Here is a 16,626-nt window from a genome sequence, read left to right on the forward strand (position 1 = left end):
CTGTTTTCCTGTAAGATAGAGCGGTGCGCCATAAACATGCCGAGGAAACAACTGTCATGGGCTTTCAATGCAAACAATTTTACCTGAAAGATGACCAGTGTGCGATGAAAGTTGGCACTGATAGTCTGTTACTGGGTGCCTGGGTGAATGCTGGCCCGCTGCAGCGGGCGAAGCGAGTGCTCGATATAGGTAGTGGCTGTGGGGTATTGGCACTGATGCTGGCGCAGCGAAGCGCCTCAGCAGAGGCTCCTGCAAGTATTGACGCAGTTGAGTTAGATGCCGCTGCCGCCGCGCAGGCACAAGAGAACGCCCAGGCGTCAGTCTGGTCTGAACGAATTGCCATTATTAACGATAACCTACTGAATTGGCCAAAGTGGTCGGCGCCTGGCAGTTATGATGTGCTGATTAGCAACCCACCTTATTTTTCCGGAGCTTTGCCCAGTTCCAATAGCCAGCGGGAACTGGCGCGACATCAGGGCAGTTTGGCGCTGGCCGATCTAGCCGCCTGTGCAGCTCAGCTGGCAGCTCCGAATGCATTATTTGCTTTGGTGTTACCGGCGAACTGCCAACAGCAACTCGTAGGCTTGATGGATGCAAACGGGTTTGCCCTACAGCGCTTATGCCGGGTAAAGCCAGTGCCAAACGCTGCGGCCAAGCTGATTCTGTGTGAGTTTGTATTCACTCAAGAGCAACTAACCAGTAGTTACGAGGAACTGACTATTGCGACCGGTGAAATCGCTGCCAATGGAATCAAAAAAAGCGCTGGTGCAAATTACACCAGCGCCTTTAAAACGCTAACCCGTGATTTCTATTTGGGCACGAATTGGTAATTCGTTATGGGTAGTTACAGCCCCAGTTGTTCTTTACCTTGCTCAAACACAATATCAACCGGAATATCAGCTTGGGTAAGCTTATCTAAATCAGCTTGCAGCGTTGGGCTAACGTTACCCATAGTGTCGAATAATTCGGTTACGCCTTCGTAATCACCGTCACCCTGCAAGGTCAGTATTTTCTCTGACAAACTATTCATGGCGGCACGCATGCGGGTCATATCTACACTGTACTGACCCTGGTCATTACGCTGGAAAGCACCCGCTTCGGCAAAGTAGTTGAATCGAATCATGTTGGCTTTACCATGGGCGCTGGCAGCACCAAAGCGTACGGAACGGAAAATACCGGCCAGGAAGGTGGTGTAGTAATCGGCCAGTTGGCCTTCTTCGATAGCACCTATCTCAAGCAACTGGGTAACCATATACAAACCCAGAATATCGGCCTTGCCTTCTTCCAGTGCCGAGGCATGCTCTTTCAGTGCTTCACGTACTGTGCCTTCACCATTTACCAGATTTTTAATACCTAAGCCGTGCGCCACTTCATGGAACATGGTGTTGGCAAAAAAGGCATCAAAGGTAATATGCTGGCGCTGTTCGGGCACAATCAGTTGCTCACTAATTGGCAGCAGAATTTGATCAAACTTGGCGCGCATGGCGTTTTTAAGTTGCAAGCGGCGGGTGCCTTTTTCCAGTTGCACCTGTTCGTCGTTAGGCAAATTAATGGCGATGGTTTTGCTGCCGGCGTTCGAGTGGCCAGCGTAGTAAACCACATCGTAAGCGTTGAGCTGAGCACCCGAACCCGGGCGTTCGGCTTTGTAGGCCTCGGCCACTGGCAGTTCTTCCTGCAGCATGGGTAAATACTGAGAATATTTATCCAGTTTTTCGCTCCAGGCCATGTCTTTAATCAGCACGTAAGATTCAAACCCGGCGCGATAGCCATAAAGTTGGTCTTCATAGGTTTCAATGGGGCCAATAACAACGTCTATTTCGTTGTCCGTCATGTCCATCCAGGCCATGTCTGAGGCCTGGTAGCTGTTACTTTCAAAGGCATCAGCACGCATATTCAAATAGGTTGCGAAAGCTTCACTCTCGGCCAGTGCTGCGGCATCGCGCAGTAACTTAGCGGCTACCGCCAGCTCAGGAGCAAAGTACAGGCTGTAGGGCACGCTAAATAACTGGCCCTGCTCATCTCGGCGCACCATGGTGTATAAGCTGGTTTTTCCGTCAAACTCAGCGGCTTCAAATTCGGACTTGCTCATATCCGTTGGATAATAATTGGCGCCTGCAGGCTTGTCGGTAAAGCCGGTTAGAAACGGCTTATTGTTATTCAGACGGTCCCAGGGGCCGTAGTTTATTTCAATAAAACGACGTATCTGCGGGTCTTCAACAGCGTCCAGTAATACGGACTTATCACCGGTATAAGCTTGTCGCCAGAACAGGCGGTCCATAATTTCTGAGGCATCAATCAGTAAGCTAATCATTTGTTGCTGCTGCTGAGACAAATGATCAAGACCTGCGCTAAGTTCTACTGGCGTGTAAATGTCTAATCGCTGGCGGGCATTATCAGCCAGTTGATAGGAAGTAGTTTGGTTTTCGGTATCGGTTAAACTGGCTTCACCGCTATCGGGATCGCCGCAACCGGTCAGTGATAGTGAAGTGACAGCAAAGATAGATAACAGAATCGTTGATTTCGGAAAATTCATAACGCGCCTTTAACAATTTTATGAGAAACTTAGTTAATCTAATGCTTGTAGTGGCCTGCTGCAAGCATGAGCGATACTTTTGTTATATAACCAAGACTCAGTATTAGTGAACAGGAACGCAAGATGTCAGCTGAAAAAGCCTTGTACTTAATTGTATCGGACAAGCTCGAAGAAGACTCGCTGCAACTGCCGGGGTTACCCACTACCGCCGAACAGGTGCGTCAGGTAACTAGCGATCCGAATTGCAATTTGCAGGACTTAGTAACCATTATTCAGCACGATCCGGCCTTAACGGCGCGTTTAATTGGGTTAGCCAATAGTGCTTACTTAGGTGGTCGCAGCAAAACCGAAACCTTAATGCAGGCACTCACGCGCATTGGCTTGCGGCGCATCCGTAATCTAGCGTTGGCGCTGGCTATTGAGCAACTGTATATCGCGAAAAATTCCATTGTGCGTGGCTATCTAGATGAAACCTGGCAACGCAGCCGGGAGCTGGCTGCTGCCAGTGTGGTGCTGGTAGAACAATTAATGGAGCGTAAAGTTGGTAAACGTATGCATCCGGATATTGCGCTATTAGCCGGCTTAATAGCGCCAATTGGCGCGCTACCAATTCTGAGTGTGGTAGACGAACACGCAGACAGCTTTGCCAATCCAACGTTCATTGCACCTACCATTGCCCATTTGCAGGCTCGCATTGGTACTGAAGTATTGAAGCATTGGCAGTTTAGTACGGTGCTGATTCCGGTTCCGGTTTTGTGGTCACAAGGTTGTACAGAACGTTTGCAGCATGCTGAACAGATTGGCTATGGCGACGTTGTTCATGCGGCCGCGTTGCTAACAGGCCACTGCGTGCCAACCAAGGTGATGACTTTGGCCGAATATCAGCAGGTAGGATTATTGGAAAGCGATGAATTATGGAATTGGCCAGCTATCCAAACACGTTATCAGGAAGTGCTGGCCGTATTAATGTAATTGCCGCAGAGTTTAGTTATTAAAAGCTTTTTGTAATGCTGGAAACAGCGCATTTACTTCACTACTTAATAAGGCAAAATCGCTATCAATGCGTTGCTCCGGGGTTGGGTCAACCAAGTCGTCGCGGTCATTTTCTGCTACATCAGTAAGCTTCAGTCGTTTTAGCGCCAGATCACTTTCCAATACGAAAGTTAAGCGTTCCTGCCATTCTAAGCCAAGCTTAGTCACTTGTTTGTCATGTTCCAAATGCCCGAGCATTTCCGGTGTGGTTAACTCTTGCTGACGGCAGCGCAGAATAGCGCCATCGGCGGCCGGGTCGCGCAACTCAGCTTCGTCGCCAAAGGCAAAGTCCTCAGGCAGAGCTTGTTCTTTTAACCATTGAGTTAGAATTACTTCGGCTGGCTGCTCACTTAACAACGGCTTCACTGGCAGTGATGACAGCGAACCACGCAATAAGGCCAGCATTTCTTCAGCGCGATTCGCGCTGCTGGCGTCAATGGCAATCATCTGTTGATCAAGTGAAATGTAGCCCCAGGTTAGTTGGTACTTACTAAATGCCTGTGGCAGCATGCCGTGAATTAAATCTTCTTTCAGCGTTTGCTTCTCTTTGCGATTTACCGGGCGCCCTTCAGCGGCACTAATGGTCGCTACTTTGTCTTCTAACTGCGCATTCACGGCACTTGCTGGCAGCACTTTCTCTTCTTTACGGGCGCACAGCAGAACGTTGTTACCCACCCGGTGGGTTAGCACTTCATGGTCGCCACCAAACGGGGAATACCAACCATAACTCGCAAGCTCTTGCCGGCTGCATGCATGAAATGGGTGCTCAGCAAGTAATTGTTCGAAGTTTTCAGGAAGTTCAAAACGATCAGAAAAGGTGTAAAAACGAAGATTTCGAAACCACATAAATTAATTCCACACAGACTGCTAAATAGCGCTTTATGTTACCCGTTGTCACAGAAAAGTGACAGGGATAAAGAACTCATATTGCAAACCTTTACCCGGTTCGCTAGTGGCGGAAATACGGCCTTTAAGACTTTGCGTAATTAAATTCCAGACAATGTGGGTGCCTAAACCGCTACCGCCTAAATGACGTTTGGTAGTGAAGAAGGGGTCAAATAACTTCTCCATTTGTTCTTCGGTTAGGCCTTTACCGTTGTCACTGTAACGGAAGTGCAGGTTGTTACCCTGGCGCTCGGCATGAATTTCAATTTGGCCGCCGGAAATATTCTCAAAACCGTGAATAAGCGAGTTCATAATCAGATTGGTGAATATTTGCGATAAAGCACCGGCCGGGCAACGAATATTCATGGTCGACGGGCAGTCCAGCTCAATCTTGTGGTCGGTTTTTTTCAGCTTCGGATGCAAAGACTGAATCACCTCAGTGAGGTATTCCCGCAAGTTAATTTCGCGGGTAGCCTCTGAAGTTTGATCCACGGCCACCTGCTTAAAGCTGCCAATCAGCTCGGAGGCCCGCTTCAGATTGTTGTCTAATAACGTCAGGCTTTCATTACTTTCGGCAATAAACTGCTGCAACTGGCTTTGTGTCAGGTTCTTCTTCTCCAGCGATTGTTCCAGCTGATTTAAGCGCTCTTGCAAGAAAGAGGTTGCGGTAACGCCAATGCCAATAGGGGTGTTCACGTCGTGCGTAATACCTGCCACTAACCCGCCCAGCGAGGCTAGTTTTTCCGACTCAATAAGTTGGTCTTGCGCTTGTTGCAGAGTATCTAGTGATTGCTCAAGACGGCTATTGGTTTTCAACAGATTAGTTTCAATGGTGCGGCGCTGGCTAATTTCTTTCGACAATTTGTCCTGGCGCATTTCCAGCTCGTTCTTACGTTGTTCTAAGTCCAGCATGGCCTGGCTTAAGCTGGATGTTTTGCGCGCTACTTCCTGCTCTAAAATAGCGTTTTGTTCATCCAACTTGCGGTTGGCTTTTACTAATTGTTGCTGCGTTTTATCTAAGTCTTCCTGATACTCTTCCAGGTTATCCAATAGCTGATTGTATGCCTGCTCCACCATGACGAATTCTTCATTGCGTTGGTCGGTCAGGTGTAAGCGTGAATGTTCCAAATCGTCCAGCCGGAAATTACGGATTTGATCAGTTAAATCAAGTAACGGACGGTTTAGCATGCGGCTGAATGCGAGCGTGAATAACAGCAGCAGGAAGGTACTTTTTATAATGGCGTTACCAATAATAAAGTACAGGCTGACTTTAATGCGATCGATGGCAATATCGCGGGTGGTGAACAGGGTAACGTCACCAACCTGAGTAGAATGTCCGGAAAATTCAAAGACCAGCGATGAGAAGTAGCCAAAAATACCATTCTTTTCTGGTAATACTGTGCCTTCACTAGCTTCATCGGGCAGCATGGATAAGTCGGCACCTTCGCCAAGCTGGATTAATACTTCGCCTGCATCGGAGCGAATGACTACCCCGGAAATAGCCGGAATACCAATCAAACCTTCGGCAATGGCTTCAATCTGGCCGGTGTTGAATTCCCACAGCGAACGAGTCAGTGAACCGTTAAAGGTTAACTGCTGGTTTTGTAGTTCTTCTACTAACACCCGTTTGGTGTCGAAGTACTCGCCCACTATCTGTACGCAGGTTACGATAAACGTCAGGATAAAATAAACTGACAGAACACTGGTAAGCAGGGAACGAGAAATACTCGACGTTGCCATGTGCGCGTATCCCTTGCATGCTTTTCGCTACGGTAATACAGGTTTTGTGAATTCGCAAACAGTTCGTGAGCGGCAGCCGTGTTGCATTTCAAGATATATGAATTACCATATATATGAAATTCCGAATATAAGCCGGAGCTAACTCGTTTCCATGACAGCTACTCAATTTTTCAAATGCCTGACCGACACCACCAGACTTAAGTGTCTGCTGTTGATTATGCAGGAAGAAGAGCTCTGTGTATGCGAGCTCATTGCCGCTATTGGTGAGAGCCAGCCAAAAATATCGCGGCACCTGGCGCAACTTAGAAAGTGCCAATTGCTGACCGATCGCCGCCAGGGTCAGTGGGTGTTTTATCAACTGAATGCCAAGCTACCCCAATGGCAGCACGATATTTTGCTGCAAACTTTAAGTGCCAACAGAACTGAACTGAATAGCTCACTCCATTCACTGAATGCAATGACCGGGCGACCTGAACGAATCGTCTGTTGTTAAAGGTTCTATACTGAACCTATAAAGAACTCAAAAGAGGTAAGCGCAATGACTATTAAAGTAGGTGTGAACGGTTTTGGCCGTATGGGGCGGCTGACATTCCGCATTCTGGCCGCGCACAGCGAAGTAGAATTAGTGCAGGTGAATGACCCGGCCGGGAAACCGGAAACCCTGGCGCACTTGTTGAATTTTGATTCGGTGCATGGCCGCTGGCAGCAACAGGCCGAAGCTAATGAAACCGGCTTTCGCGTAAATGGTCAGCAAGTTGAAGTGACGCAGAATAAAACCATTGATGAAACTGACTGGTCTGGCTGCGACATTGTGATTGAAGCGTCCGGCAAAATGAAAACTCAGGAATTGCTGAAAAAGTACCTGCAGCAAGGCGTTAAAAAAGTAGTAGTTACTGCGCCAGTAAAAGAAGAAGGTGTGCTGGAGTGTGTGCTGGGGGTAAATGACCATCTTTATAGTGGCGACAAATACGACATTATTACAGCGGCTTCCTGCACCACCAATTGTTTGGCTCCGGTGGTAAAAGTGATTCATGAAAAGCTGGGTATTAAGCACGGCTCTATGACCACTATTCACTCTATTACCAATACCCAGACTATTCTGGATGCGCCGCACAAAGACTTACGCCGAGCGCGTGCCTGCGGGGAAAGCTTAATTCCAACCAGCACTGGTTCGGCAACGGCTATTACGCATATATTTCCGGACTTAAAGGGCAAGCTGAATGGCCATGCGGTGCGGGTGCCACTGGCTAATGCCTCGCTTACCGACGTGGTGTTTGAAGTTGCCCGCGAAACCACCGTGGAAGAGGTGAATGGTTTCCTCAAAGAAGCATCAGAAAACGAACTACAGGGTATTATGGGTTACGAGACCCGTCCGTTAGTGTCTATTGATTACAAAACTGACCCACGTTCGAGCATTATTGATGCACTGTCCACTATGGTGGTGAATGGCACTCAGGTGAAAATTTATGCCTGGTATGACAACGAATGGGGTTACGCCAACCGTACCGCCGAGCTGGTTATTAAAGTAGGTACCGGACTCAATGCTGGCTAAGCTTTCGGCTGAAATTCGCCAGTATTTAATTGTTACCGGCAATTACTGGGCTTTTACTCTTACTGACGGTGCGCTGCGCATGCTGGTGGTTTTGCACTTCCACCAGTTGGGTTATAGCCCGCTGCAAATTGCCATGCTGTTTTTGTTCTACGAGTTTTTTGGCGTAGTCACGAATCTGGTGGGTGGTTGGCTGGGCGCCCGGGTGGGCTTGAATCGCACCATGAATATTGGCCTGGCGTTGCAAGTGGTGGCGCTGAGTATGTTGTTGGTGCCCTCGACCATGCTTAGCGTTATTTGGGTGATGGCCGCCCAGGCATTGTCTGGTATTGCCAAAGATCTCAATAAAATGAGCGCGAAAAGCGCCATTAAGTTATTGGTAGCCGACGACGCTCAGGCAACTTTATACAAATGGGTCGCGTTCTTAACCGGCTCGAAAAACACGCTAAAAGGCGTTGGTTTCTTTGTTGGTGGTGCGCTGTTGGCCTGGTTAGGGTTTCAGGGCGCAGTGCTGGCTATGGCGGTTGCGCTTGCCGCGGTGTGGATAATCAGTCTGATATTCCTGAAAGCGGATTTGGGTAAGGCCAAAGGCAAACCTAAGTTCCGGGATATTTTTTCCAAAAGCTCAGCTGTGAATTGGCTGTCGGGTGCTCGCATGTTCTTATTCGGCGCACGCGATGTTTGGTTTGTGGTGGCAATTCCGGTGTATTTTTCCAGTCAGTTGGGCTGGAATCCAATTGGGGTAAGTACCTTCATGGCCGTCTGGGTCATTGGCTATGGGGTGGTGCAAACCATAGCGCCGAAACTAACCGGCGCCAGCAGTGGACAAGTACCTGATGGCCGCAGCGCGTTTGGCTGGGCCTTGCCGTTACTTAGCGTGACCTTATTAATGGCGCTTGGCCTGTGGCTGCAGTGGCCGGCTGAGCAAGTGCTGGTTATTGGATTACTGATATTTGGCGCACTATTTGCGGTAAACTCCTCGCTGCACAGCTATTTAATCGTCAGCTACGCTGGCCGCGACGGGGTATCCTTAGATGTGGGCTTTTATTACATGGCCAATGCCATGGGCAGGCTTATAGGTACCATACTCTCGGGTTGGGTTTATCAAGCCTATGGATTGCTACCTTGTTTGTTGGTTGCAGCCGTATTTATTTCATTGGCGGCCTTATTTGCCCTCGCTTTGCCGGTAACCGCGCGCGCACCAGAACCTGACGTTTGACTGTAGCGACCTAAACACAAGGCATTCACGATAACGTCACAAAGCATTCACCAAGCCGTCACTTTCATGTAACGGCCTTGTCACAAAAACTCCGTAGATTGCACATCGTCTTAATTTACAAATTGACGCAATTCCAACGGAGATAACAATGAAAGCGAATAAACTTTTTGCATTAAGCGCGCTGACTGCTTCCCTGATGCTGGCTGGTTGTGGTGGTGACATCAACCTAACCCCAACTTCTGTCGATAACTCAACTGACAACTCAGTTACTAACCCAGGTGGCGGCGGTAGCACTGACAATAACTGTGCAAGTTATACCGATGATGGCGTTACAGTTCGTGGCTCTGTTGAAGGCGACAACTGTGTATACAGCTCAAACTTCTCAACTCCAAACAACCCAATCCGTACTGACATCCGCATCGTTGATTTGCCAAACGATGGCGCGCACATTTTCCCGAACGGTTTGTACATTGGTGACGGTTTGGAAAACGATCCGGCCAACATTCCTGCCAACGGTCCAACTCTGACTATTGATGCTGGCGCTACTTTAGCGTTCCAGGATGCTGACGGCTTTGTGCAAATCGCACGTGGTTCAAAAATTATTGCTGAAGGTGAAGCAAATGCACCAATTACCTTCACTGCTGACGAAGACTTAACTGGCGACGTAAACAAAGACACTGACCGTGGTTTATGGGGCGGTGTGATTTTGCTTGGTCGTGGTATTTCAAACAAATGTGATCAGGCTGACTTAGAGAACTGTAGCCTGGAAGCTGAAGGCGGCGCTGGCTTGTACGGCGGCAGTGACAACAGCGATGACTCTGGCGTATTAAGCCACGTAGTTGTTAAGTACGCAGGTTTCGAAGTTGCCGTTGGTAACGAATTAAACGGTATTACTTTCTACGCAATCGGCGATGCGACTCAGGTTGACCACATTCAGGTTCACAACAACGTGGATGACGGCATCGAGTTCTTTGGCGGCGCAGTTAATTTTAAACACGCAGTACTAACAGGTAACGGCGATGATTCACTGGATTGGGCTGACGGTTGGTCAGGCGCAGGTCAGTACATCTACGTTCGTCACAACGAATCTTTAGCAAACCGTGGTATTGAAGGTGACAACAACTCAGGTAACTTCCTGGCTGAGCCTTTCACTTCTCCGCAAATCGCTAACATGACTATTGTTGGTTCTAACTACAGCACCACTGACCGTGATTCTGAAGGCGTATTGTTACGTCGCGGTACTCAGGCGGAACTGTATAACTTCGTTATTACTGGTCCTGAATTAATGGGCGAGTGTCTAGAGTTAGACGACGCAGAAACTTCTGATCACATTGCTGATGGCAACATGGTTATCGAAAGCTCTGTAGTGGCTTGTGCTGAAAACTTTGCAGACCAAACTGCGCAAGATTGGTTTGAAGGCGGCGCGAACAACGTTGCACTGACTGACGCGGCCACTGTGTTGGAGAATGGCTTGTACACTGCATCACCAATTCTTGATGCAGCTGGTGCTGAAGTTGCAGTCACTGCAAAAGCTGACTTAAGCACAGTAAACCCGTTCTTTGATGATGTAGATTTCGTCGGTGCCATATCTGCAGACGACGACTGGACAGCTGGCTGGGCGTTTGATTTGAACAACTAAGAATCAAGAGCGAGTCGCACAGGGACGTGCAAAAAGGCGCTCATTAGCGCCTTTTTATCAGTTGCACGTAGCAAGTTAACACGTGCCCGGCTTTGTCCTCATCTATGGAGCATTCCACATGAACAGAACGCCTTTTATGAGCAAGAGTAAATTGGGATTGGCCATTGCGCTGGCACTCTCCAGCCAACTGGCGTTGGCTCAAGAGCAAGCCGCCGATGAGTCAATTGAAGAAGTAGTAACCACGGCAACCCGGTTGCAAGGTTCTGCCGCCGCAGTAGTTGAAGAACGTAAAGCCCAGGCTTTCGTTGCTGATATTCTGGGTTCAGAGCAGATTTCTCGTACCGGTGACAGCGACGCTGCTTCAGCCTTACGACGGGTTACCGGCTTAACCCTGGTTGACGGTAAGTTTATTTATATTCGCGGTTTGGGTGAGCGTTATTCAAGCACCCAGTTGAATGGTGCCCAGGTGCCTTCACCGGATCCTACCCGTAACGTCATTCCACTGGACATGTTCCCGTCCAGCATCATTGAAAGCTTATCCGTACAAAAGTCTTATTCAGCCGACATGCCGGCTCACTTCGGCGGTGGTAACGTTGATATTCGTACTACCTCTATTCCTGCTGAAGAAGTATTCAATATTCAGCTAGGTACTGGCTGGAATACTGAAAATTCGTCTGACGGCCTGACTTACGACGGTGGTAATGACTGGACTGGCAGCGATGACGTTCGTGCATTGCCGCAGAACTTTTTAGACGCGCTGGCAACTTATGGTTCAGTGAACTTCAATGACATCGCAGATTACGAAGGAATTAGCCAGGATGAAGCTCGGTTAGTTAACCGCGACCTGATGAATTCCTTAAACACCGATTACGATGTTTATTCCGACAGCATTGCGCCGGAAGTGAAGGCCTCGGTAAGTTATGGTGACCGTTATGAGTTTGGTAGTGACTGGGCCGTTGGCTTTTTAGCTGGCGTTGATTACGACCGCAGTACTGACAACTCTGACGAGCAGCGTCGGGTACTAGGTTTCGCCGGCGACAGTTTGGTGAACCAGTTCCAGAGCGAATCACAAATTACCACGCATTCGGTTGAGCTAAGCGGTATGTTCAGCTTAGGTCTTGAGTACGGTAATAACCATAAGTTGGAAACCACCACCTTATTCTTGCGCGACACACAGGATCGTATCGAGCAGGGTATTACTGAATCAATCGATACCATTGGCGAACAGGACTTAGCTTTCTTCGATACCGATATTCGTTACGAAGAACGTGAATTGTTCTCGAACCAAATTAGCGGTTCACACATGTTCCCTGAGTACATGAATATTGCCGTGGATTGGCAATATACTGAATCTACCGCACGCCGTGATGCGCCAGGCAACGTATTTACTCGCCAGGGCGCTGATGCTGATTTGGGTGAGCAAGCAGAAAACCTGAACTACCAGCGTTCACGTAACGCCGCCATTTTAGAATTCCAGAATCTGGAAGATGAAGTACAAAGCTACGGCGCTGATGTAGAGCTTCCGCTTTATTTCGGTGGTGATGAGCTGGTGTTAACCGGTGGTGGCGAAGTGATGAAAAAAGGTCGTCAGTCTTATGGCCGTCGATTTGGTTTCAGCACCGAAGGTACTCCTTTCGATCAGTTAACTAACGTTGAGTTCAGCGATTTGTTTGGTCCGGACAGTGTGAATAACCCGGACAACAACCTGCAGGTTTTTGGTGCACCAACACTGACCGATCCAAACTATCTGGCCGCCCAGCAAATTGAAGCGGGTTACGGTATGTTTGACTACTCTACCGACAAGTGGCGTTTAAATGCCGGTGCGCGGTGGGAGCAGTACAGTCAGGTATCAGCGCAAATTGATTTGGCTGAAAGTACTATTATCGGTGATATTGCCAATACCTCGCGCACGGAAGACGACTGGTTTAACTCGCTGGCATTTACGTACTTCCTGAACGATGACATGCAGTTACGTTTTGGTTACGGCAGCACCACGGTGCGTCCGGACTTGCGTGAAATTACTGAAGTTATCTTCATCGATCCGTTAACCAGCGACAAAGTTCGTGGTAACCCGAACCTGGCAAGTTCTGACGTGCAAAATTTTGACGTGCGTTGGGAATGGTATATGCCATCAGGCGATAACTTATCAGTGGCTGCATTCTATAAGGATTTAGATAAGCCAATTGAGTCAGTGGAAGCGAAAGCCACGGATTCGGATCGGGTTATTACCTTCTTAAACGGTGATGCTGGTGAAGTTTATGGTGTGGAATTTGAGTTCTTAAAAGACTTGAGCTTCGTTACCAGCGGCTTATTCACAACGGGTAACCTGACCCTGTCGGATTCTGAGATTACCATTTCAAATACCGGTAGTGTGGAGTTAACCAATAACAAGCGCCGTATGACAGGTCACTCTGAGTATGTGGTTAACTTGCAGTTAGGCTATGACTCGGTAAACGGTGAACACAGTGGCTCGTTGGTTTACAACGTGTTTGGTGAGCGTATCGCCTTCGCTGGTTCAGTGTTTGGTGGCCAGGGTATTGATGATGCTTACGAGCAGCCGTTCCACAGCTTGGATGCAGTGTACACCTGGTACCCTGACTTCAACTCTAACGTGAAACTTAAGCTGCAGAACTTACTGGGCGAAGACATTGAGATCGAGCAAAACGGTCAAACCATTCAATCGCAAACAGTAGGTACCAACATTACTTTGGAATACAGCTACTCCTTCTAAGGTTTAGTTATTCTGGGTAAACCCTTACAACGGGAGCTTCGGCTCCCGTTTTTATTGCGTGCAACAAAAATGACATCTTTACGTCACTAAGCTGTCATGAAAATTCACTAAAGTGCCCCCTATAAATTCTTCGCCGCAATTTTTCCGCAATATTGTTGCAACAAATAGGGTATTTCATATGAAGCTCTTTTTTCTTGGTAGTGCAATTTTGTTGGCAGCCAGCTTTGGTTTGCCGGCACAGGCACAAAGTGAATCACTTGAACCTGTGGTTGATGTTGCTGATGCCATTAACCAGACCGCAAAAAAATCCCAGCTAACTATTGATAGCATTGCTGACAACATGCAGGAGCGCATGCAGCAATACAAACAAATCAATAAGCAAATTGACGGCTTACGGGTTTATACCCGCCAGTTAGAAAAACAAATTCAGAACCAAAACACTGAAAAATCTGAGCTCAGCAGCTCTATTGATGAAGTGAGTGTGGTTGAACGCCAAATCACCCCATTAATGCTGCGCATGATTGATGGTTTAGATGCCTTTGTTGAACTGGACGTGCCGTTTCTACCAGAAGAGCGGGAAGAGCGCGTTGCAACCTTGCAAGACTTGATGGACCGGGCTGATGTCGATGTGTCTGAGAAATTCCGTCGGGTAATGGAAGCCTACCAAATTGAAGCTGAGTACGGCCGCACAATTGAAGCTTATACCGGTGAAATGGATGTTGAAGGGCAAGTACAGGACGTTGACTTCCTGCGTATTGGCCGGGTTGCCCTGGTTTACAAAACCCGTGATGGTGCCAGTTTAGGGGTGTGGAATCAGAACGCCGGAGCCTGGCAGCCGCTGAGCGACAGCTACCGCAACAGCGTGACTGAAGCGCTGCGTATTGCTCGTAAGCAACTGGCTCCAGACTTACTTATGTTACCGCTGTTTACCGACAGCATAGTTTCAGCTACTCGTGCTGCAGGAGAATAAGCAATGAAATTTCTGACTATTTTAGTTGCCGCGAGTGTTGCCATAGCAACCAGTTTTACCAGCGCAGCACAAGAGCCGGTGAACCTGGACGAATTGCTGAATCAATTGCAACAAGGGCAGTTTGCACAAAGCCAGCAAAACCAAGAGCGTGAAGCTGAGTTTGCGGCGCGCTCGCAAGAACAGGAACGCATTTTGCGTGAGGCCATTGCTGAGCGTGAACGTTTGGAAGCCTTGAGCGACCGCCTGGAAACTCAGTTTGAACAAAATGAAATGGAGTTAACTGGGTTAACTGACGCACTAACGCAACGCATGGGCTCGCTACGCGAACTCTTCGGTGTGTTGCAGCAGGTTGCTGGTGACACCTCAGGTAATTTGCAGAATTCACTGACTTCCGCACAGTTTCCGGGTCGCAGTGAGCAATTAGACGCGCTGGCGCAGAAAATGGGCTCAACTTCGAAGTTAGCTTCGATTGAAGAAATTGAGCAAGTTTGGTTTACCTTGCAGCAAGAAATGACTGAAACCGGCAAGCTGGCTCGCTTTGAAACTGAAGTAACTCAGGCCAGCGGTGAAAAGCAAACTCAGGAAGTTGTGCGAGTAGGTGCTTTTAACCTGGTTTCAAATGGTAAATATCTGGAATTGATTCCCGGTACCGACAACGTTGCTGAATTGGTTCGCCAACCGGCAGGTCGTTACATGGATACTGCTGAAGAACTGCAAACCAGCAGTGATCAGGTAGTGGCTTTCGGACTGGATCCAACTGGTGGTTCTATTCTGGGGCTGTTGGTTCAGGCACCTGGCTTAATGGAGCGTATTCATCAGGGCGGCACTGTTGGTTACATTATTCTAGCGTTAGGCGCGGTGGGCTTATTGCTGGCATTAGAGCGCTTTGTCTCACTGACCTTAGTTGGCAACAAAGTTTCGCGTCAGTTGAAAAAGTCTGAGCCGAGCACGGATAACCCGCTGGGTCGGGTAATGACGGTTCGCGATAAGTTTCCACAAGCCGACACTGAAACCCTTGAGCTGAAACTTAGCGAAGCGATTTTACAGGAAATACCTAAGCTGACCCGCAACCTGACCTTTATCAAGATCATTTCAGTAGTGGCACCGCTGATGGGTCTGTTAGGTACGGTAACCGGTATGATTAACACCTTCCAGGCGATAACCCTGTTTGGTACTGGTGACCCGAAATTAATGGCCGGCGGTATTTCGCAAGCCTTGGTAACCACGGTGCTGGGTCTGGTTGTTGCTATTCCAATGACACTGCTGTTCGCCACCCTAAACACGCGTAGCAAGAATGTGGTGCACGTGCTGCAGGAACAAGCCTCTGGCGTAATCGCAGAGCGCTCTGAGCGGGGTCAGTAACCGTGTTATTTGTAGCTGAGTTTCTAAACGCAATACAGGATTTTATCGAGACCGGCGGCCAGGTACTGGTGGTTATAGGTATCTTAATTTTCGTGATGTGGTTGATGATACTCGAGCGTATTTTTTACTACCTCAAAGGCCACCGCCAGCAAATGAAACAAGCGGTGCGGGACTGGAATTCGCGCAGCGATAAAAGCTCCTGGAACGCAGAGCAAATTCGTCAGGCCATGATTTCCCGGGTGTCTTTGGGGTTAGGTGGCAATATCCCGATTATTCAGGCGTTAGTGGCGTTATGTCCACTACTGGGCTTGATGGGAACTGTGACCGGTATGATCGAAGTATTCGATGTAATGGCAGTGGCTGGAACAGGTAACGCGCGGTCTATGGCCGCCGGTGTTTCGAAAGCTACTATCCCAACCATGGCAGGCATGGTCGGTGCACTCTCGGGAGTGTTCGCGGCAACCTGGCTACAGCGCACGGCACGCCGTGAGCGGCGCAAGCTGAAAGACCACTTGTTGCTGGAACACTAACCGCTTACCGATTGGAGTTGGAACTGATATGAAACAACATTTTGCCAATTTAATGGACGAAGAAGAAAGTCAGATAGACATGACCCCGATGCTGGATGTGGTCTTTATCATGCTGATTTTCTTCATTGTTACTGCTAGCTTCGTGAAGGAAGCGGGTATTGATGTGAACCGTCCGGACGCAGCTACTGCCGTGCAAAAAGACCGCGCAAACATTCTGGTGGCTATTAGTGCAACGGGTGAAATCTGGATTAATAAACGCCAGGTAGACGCTCGCGCAGTACAAGCCAATATTGAACGTTTGTATGCCGAGAATCCGCAAGGTTCGGTGGTTATTCAGGCTGACAAGTTAGCCACAACTGAAACCCTGATCAAGGTTATGGACGCGGCCCGTTCGGCTGGTGTCTTTGATGTTTCAATTGCCGCACAAGAAGAGTGA

At 48.6% G+C, this 16,626-nt stretch carries 14 protein-coding genes; 11 read left to right on the forward strand and 3 right to left on the reverse strand.

Annotated features, from left to right (window positions below):
• The first annotated feature begins 56 nt into the window (after nt 1-56).
• Nucleotides 57-830 (forward strand): tRNA1(Val) (adenine(37)-N6)-methyltransferase, encoded by a 774-nt coding sequence (locus CCE91_RS10895; protein ID WP_086435325.1) that lies wholly within the window; start codon nt 57-59, stop codon nt 828-830.
• A gap of 14 nt (nt 831-844) precedes the next feature.
• Here CCE91_RS10895 and CCE91_RS10900 read toward each other — a convergent pair whose 3' ends face one another.
• Nucleotides 845-2,533: a dipeptidyl-peptidase 3 family protein gene (locus CCE91_RS10900; RefSeq protein ID WP_198678030.1), complete on the reverse strand. Its 1,689-nt coding sequence runs from the start codon at nt 2,531-2,533 to the stop codon at nt 845-847.
• A gap of 123 nt (nt 2,534-2,656) precedes the next feature.
• Here CCE91_RS10900 and CCE91_RS10905 point away from each other — a divergent pair, with 123 nt between their 5' ends.
• Complete coding sequence (locus CCE91_RS10905) at nt 2,657-3,505, forward strand: HDOD domain-containing protein (RefSeq protein ID WP_086435326.1); 849 nt, start codon at nt 2,657-2,659, stop codon at nt 3,503-3,505.
• Between the two features lie 12 nt (nt 3,506-3,517).
• On the opposite strand, the gene rdgC is transcribed toward CCE91_RS10905, so the two are convergent.
• Both rdgC and CCE91_RS10915 read right to left on the reverse strand, forming a co-directional pair.
• Nucleotides 3,518-4,411, reverse strand: a complete 894-nt coding sequence (gene rdgC, locus CCE91_RS10910; protein ID WP_086435327.1) for a recombination-associated protein RdgC — start codon at nt 4,409-4,411, stop codon at nt 3,518-3,520.
• A 48-nt stretch (nt 4,412-4,459) separates the two neighbouring features.
• Entirely contained in the window at nt 4,460-6,190 is a 1,731-nt protein-coding gene (locus tag CCE91_RS10915; protein ID WP_086435328.1) for a sensor histidine kinase, read from the reverse strand.
• Nucleotides 6,191-6,341: 151 nt separating this feature from the next.
• Between CCE91_RS10915 and CCE91_RS10920 the strand changes: the two genes are divergently transcribed.
• From CCE91_RS10920 to CCE91_RS10960, 9 genes are all read left to right on the forward strand, one after another.
• Nucleotides 6,342-6,683, forward strand: coding sequence for a metalloregulator ArsR/SmtB family transcription factor (locus CCE91_RS10920; protein ID WP_086435329.1), 342 nt, complete (start codon nt 6,342-6,344; stop codon nt 6,681-6,683).
• A 45-nt stretch (nt 6,684-6,728) separates the two neighbouring features.
• Nucleotides 6,729-7,742: an ArsJ-associated glyceraldehyde-3-phosphate dehydrogenase gene (locus tag CCE91_RS10925; RefSeq protein ID WP_086435330.1), complete on the forward strand. Its 1,014-nt coding sequence runs from the start codon at nt 6,729-6,731 to the stop codon at nt 7,740-7,742.
• On the forward strand, nt 7,732-8,958 hold the full coding sequence (gene arsJ, locus CCE91_RS10930) for an organoarsenical effux MFS transporter ArsJ (protein ID WP_086435331.1): 1,227 nt from the start codon (nt 7,732-7,734) through the stop codon (nt 8,956-8,958). Before CCE91_RS10925 ends, arsJ begins: the two co-directional genes overlap by 11 nt.
• Nucleotides 8,959-9,106: 148 nt before the next feature.
• Entirely contained in the window at nt 9,107-10,597 is a 1,491-nt protein-coding gene (locus CCE91_RS10935) for a hypothetical protein (RefSeq protein WP_086435332.1), read from the forward strand.
• A gap of 118 nt (nt 10,598-10,715) precedes the next feature.
• On the forward strand, nt 10,716-13,328 hold the full coding sequence (locus CCE91_RS10940) for a TonB-dependent receptor domain-containing protein (RefSeq protein ID WP_086435333.1): 2,613 nt from the start codon (nt 10,716-10,718) through the stop codon (nt 13,326-13,328).
• Nucleotides 13,329-13,506: 178 nt separating this feature from the next.
• Nucleotides 13,507-14,298, forward strand: a complete 792-nt coding sequence (locus CCE91_RS10945) for a DUF3450 domain-containing protein (protein WP_086435334.1) — start codon at nt 13,507-13,509, stop codon at nt 14,296-14,298.
• A 3-nt stretch (nt 14,299-14,301) separates the two neighbouring features.
• Nucleotides 14,302-15,660 carry a MotA/TolQ/ExbB proton channel family protein gene (locus tag CCE91_RS10950; RefSeq protein WP_086435335.1) on the forward strand — a complete coding sequence of 453 codons (1,359 nt, stop codon included), beginning with the start codon at nt 14,302-14,304 and terminating at the stop codon, nt 15,658-15,660.
• Nucleotides 15,661-15,662: 2 nt separating this feature from the next.
• Nucleotides 15,663-16,190: a MotA/TolQ/ExbB proton channel family protein gene (locus tag CCE91_RS10955; protein WP_086435336.1), complete on the forward strand. Its 528-nt coding sequence runs from the start codon at nt 15,663-15,665 to the stop codon at nt 16,188-16,190.
• A gap of 28 nt (nt 16,191-16,218) precedes the next feature.
• The gene (locus tag CCE91_RS10960) at nt 16,219-16,626 is read left to right on the forward strand and encodes an ExbD/TolR family protein (protein WP_086435337.1); all 408 of its coding nucleotides are present in this window, start codon (nt 16,219-16,221) and stop codon (nt 16,624-16,626) included.

Source organism: Pseudidiomarina planktonica, from assembly GCF_900177775.1.
Taxonomy (GTDB): Bacteria; Pseudomonadota; Gammaproteobacteria; order Enterobacterales; family Alteromonadaceae; genus Pseudidiomarina; species Pseudidiomarina planktonica.

What these genes read in the sequence shown, in the direction of transcription:
- CCE91_RS10950 (WP_086435335.1), top strand. Translation starts at nt 14,302, where the DNA reads ATGAAATTTCTGACTATTTTAGTTGCCGCGAGTGTTGCCATAGCAACC.
- CCE91_RS10920 (WP_086435329.1), top strand. Translation starts at nt 6,342, where the DNA reads ATGACAGCTACTCAATTTTTCAAATGCCTGACCGACACCACCAGACTT.
- CCE91_RS10915 (WP_086435328.1), bottom strand. Translation starts at nt 6,190, where the DNA reads ATGGCAACGTCGAGTATTTCTCGTTCCCTGCTTACCAGTGTTCTGTCA.
- CCE91_RS10940 (WP_086435333.1), top strand. Translation starts at nt 10,716, where the DNA reads ATGAACAGAACGCCTTTTATGAGCAAGAGTAAATTGGGATTGGCCATT.
- CCE91_RS10960 (WP_086435337.1), top strand. Translation starts at nt 16,219, where the DNA reads ATGAAACAACATTTTGCCAATTTAATGGACGAAGAAGAAAGTCAGATA.
- CCE91_RS10945 (WP_086435334.1), top strand. Translation starts at nt 13,507, where the DNA reads ATGAAGCTCTTTTTTCTTGGTAGTGCAATTTTGTTGGCAGCCAGCTTT.
- CCE91_RS10925 (WP_086435330.1), top strand. Translation starts at nt 6,729, where the DNA reads ATGACTATTAAAGTAGGTGTGAACGGTTTTGGCCGTATGGGGCGGCTG.
- CCE91_RS10895 (WP_086435325.1), top strand. Translation starts at nt 57, where the DNA reads ATGGGCTTTCAATGCAAACAATTTTACCTGAAAGATGACCAGTGTGCG.
- arsJ (WP_086435331.1), top strand. Translation starts at nt 7,732, where the DNA reads ATGCTGGCTAAGCTTTCGGCTGAAATTCGCCAGTATTTAATTGTTACC.
- CCE91_RS10905 (WP_086435326.1), top strand. Translation starts at nt 2,657, where the DNA reads ATGTCAGCTGAAAAAGCCTTGTACTTAATTGTATCGGACAAGCTCGAA.
- CCE91_RS10935 (WP_086435332.1), top strand. Translation starts at nt 9,107, where the DNA reads ATGAAAGCGAATAAACTTTTTGCATTAAGCGCGCTGACTGCTTCCCTG.
- rdgC (WP_086435327.1), bottom strand. Translation starts at nt 4,411, where the DNA reads ATGTGGTTTCGAAATCTTCGTTTTTACACCTTTTCTGATCGTTTTGAA.
- CCE91_RS10900 (WP_198678030.1), bottom strand. Translation starts at nt 2,533, where the DNA reads ATGAATTTTCCGAAATCAACGATTCTGTTATCTATCTTTGCTGTCACT.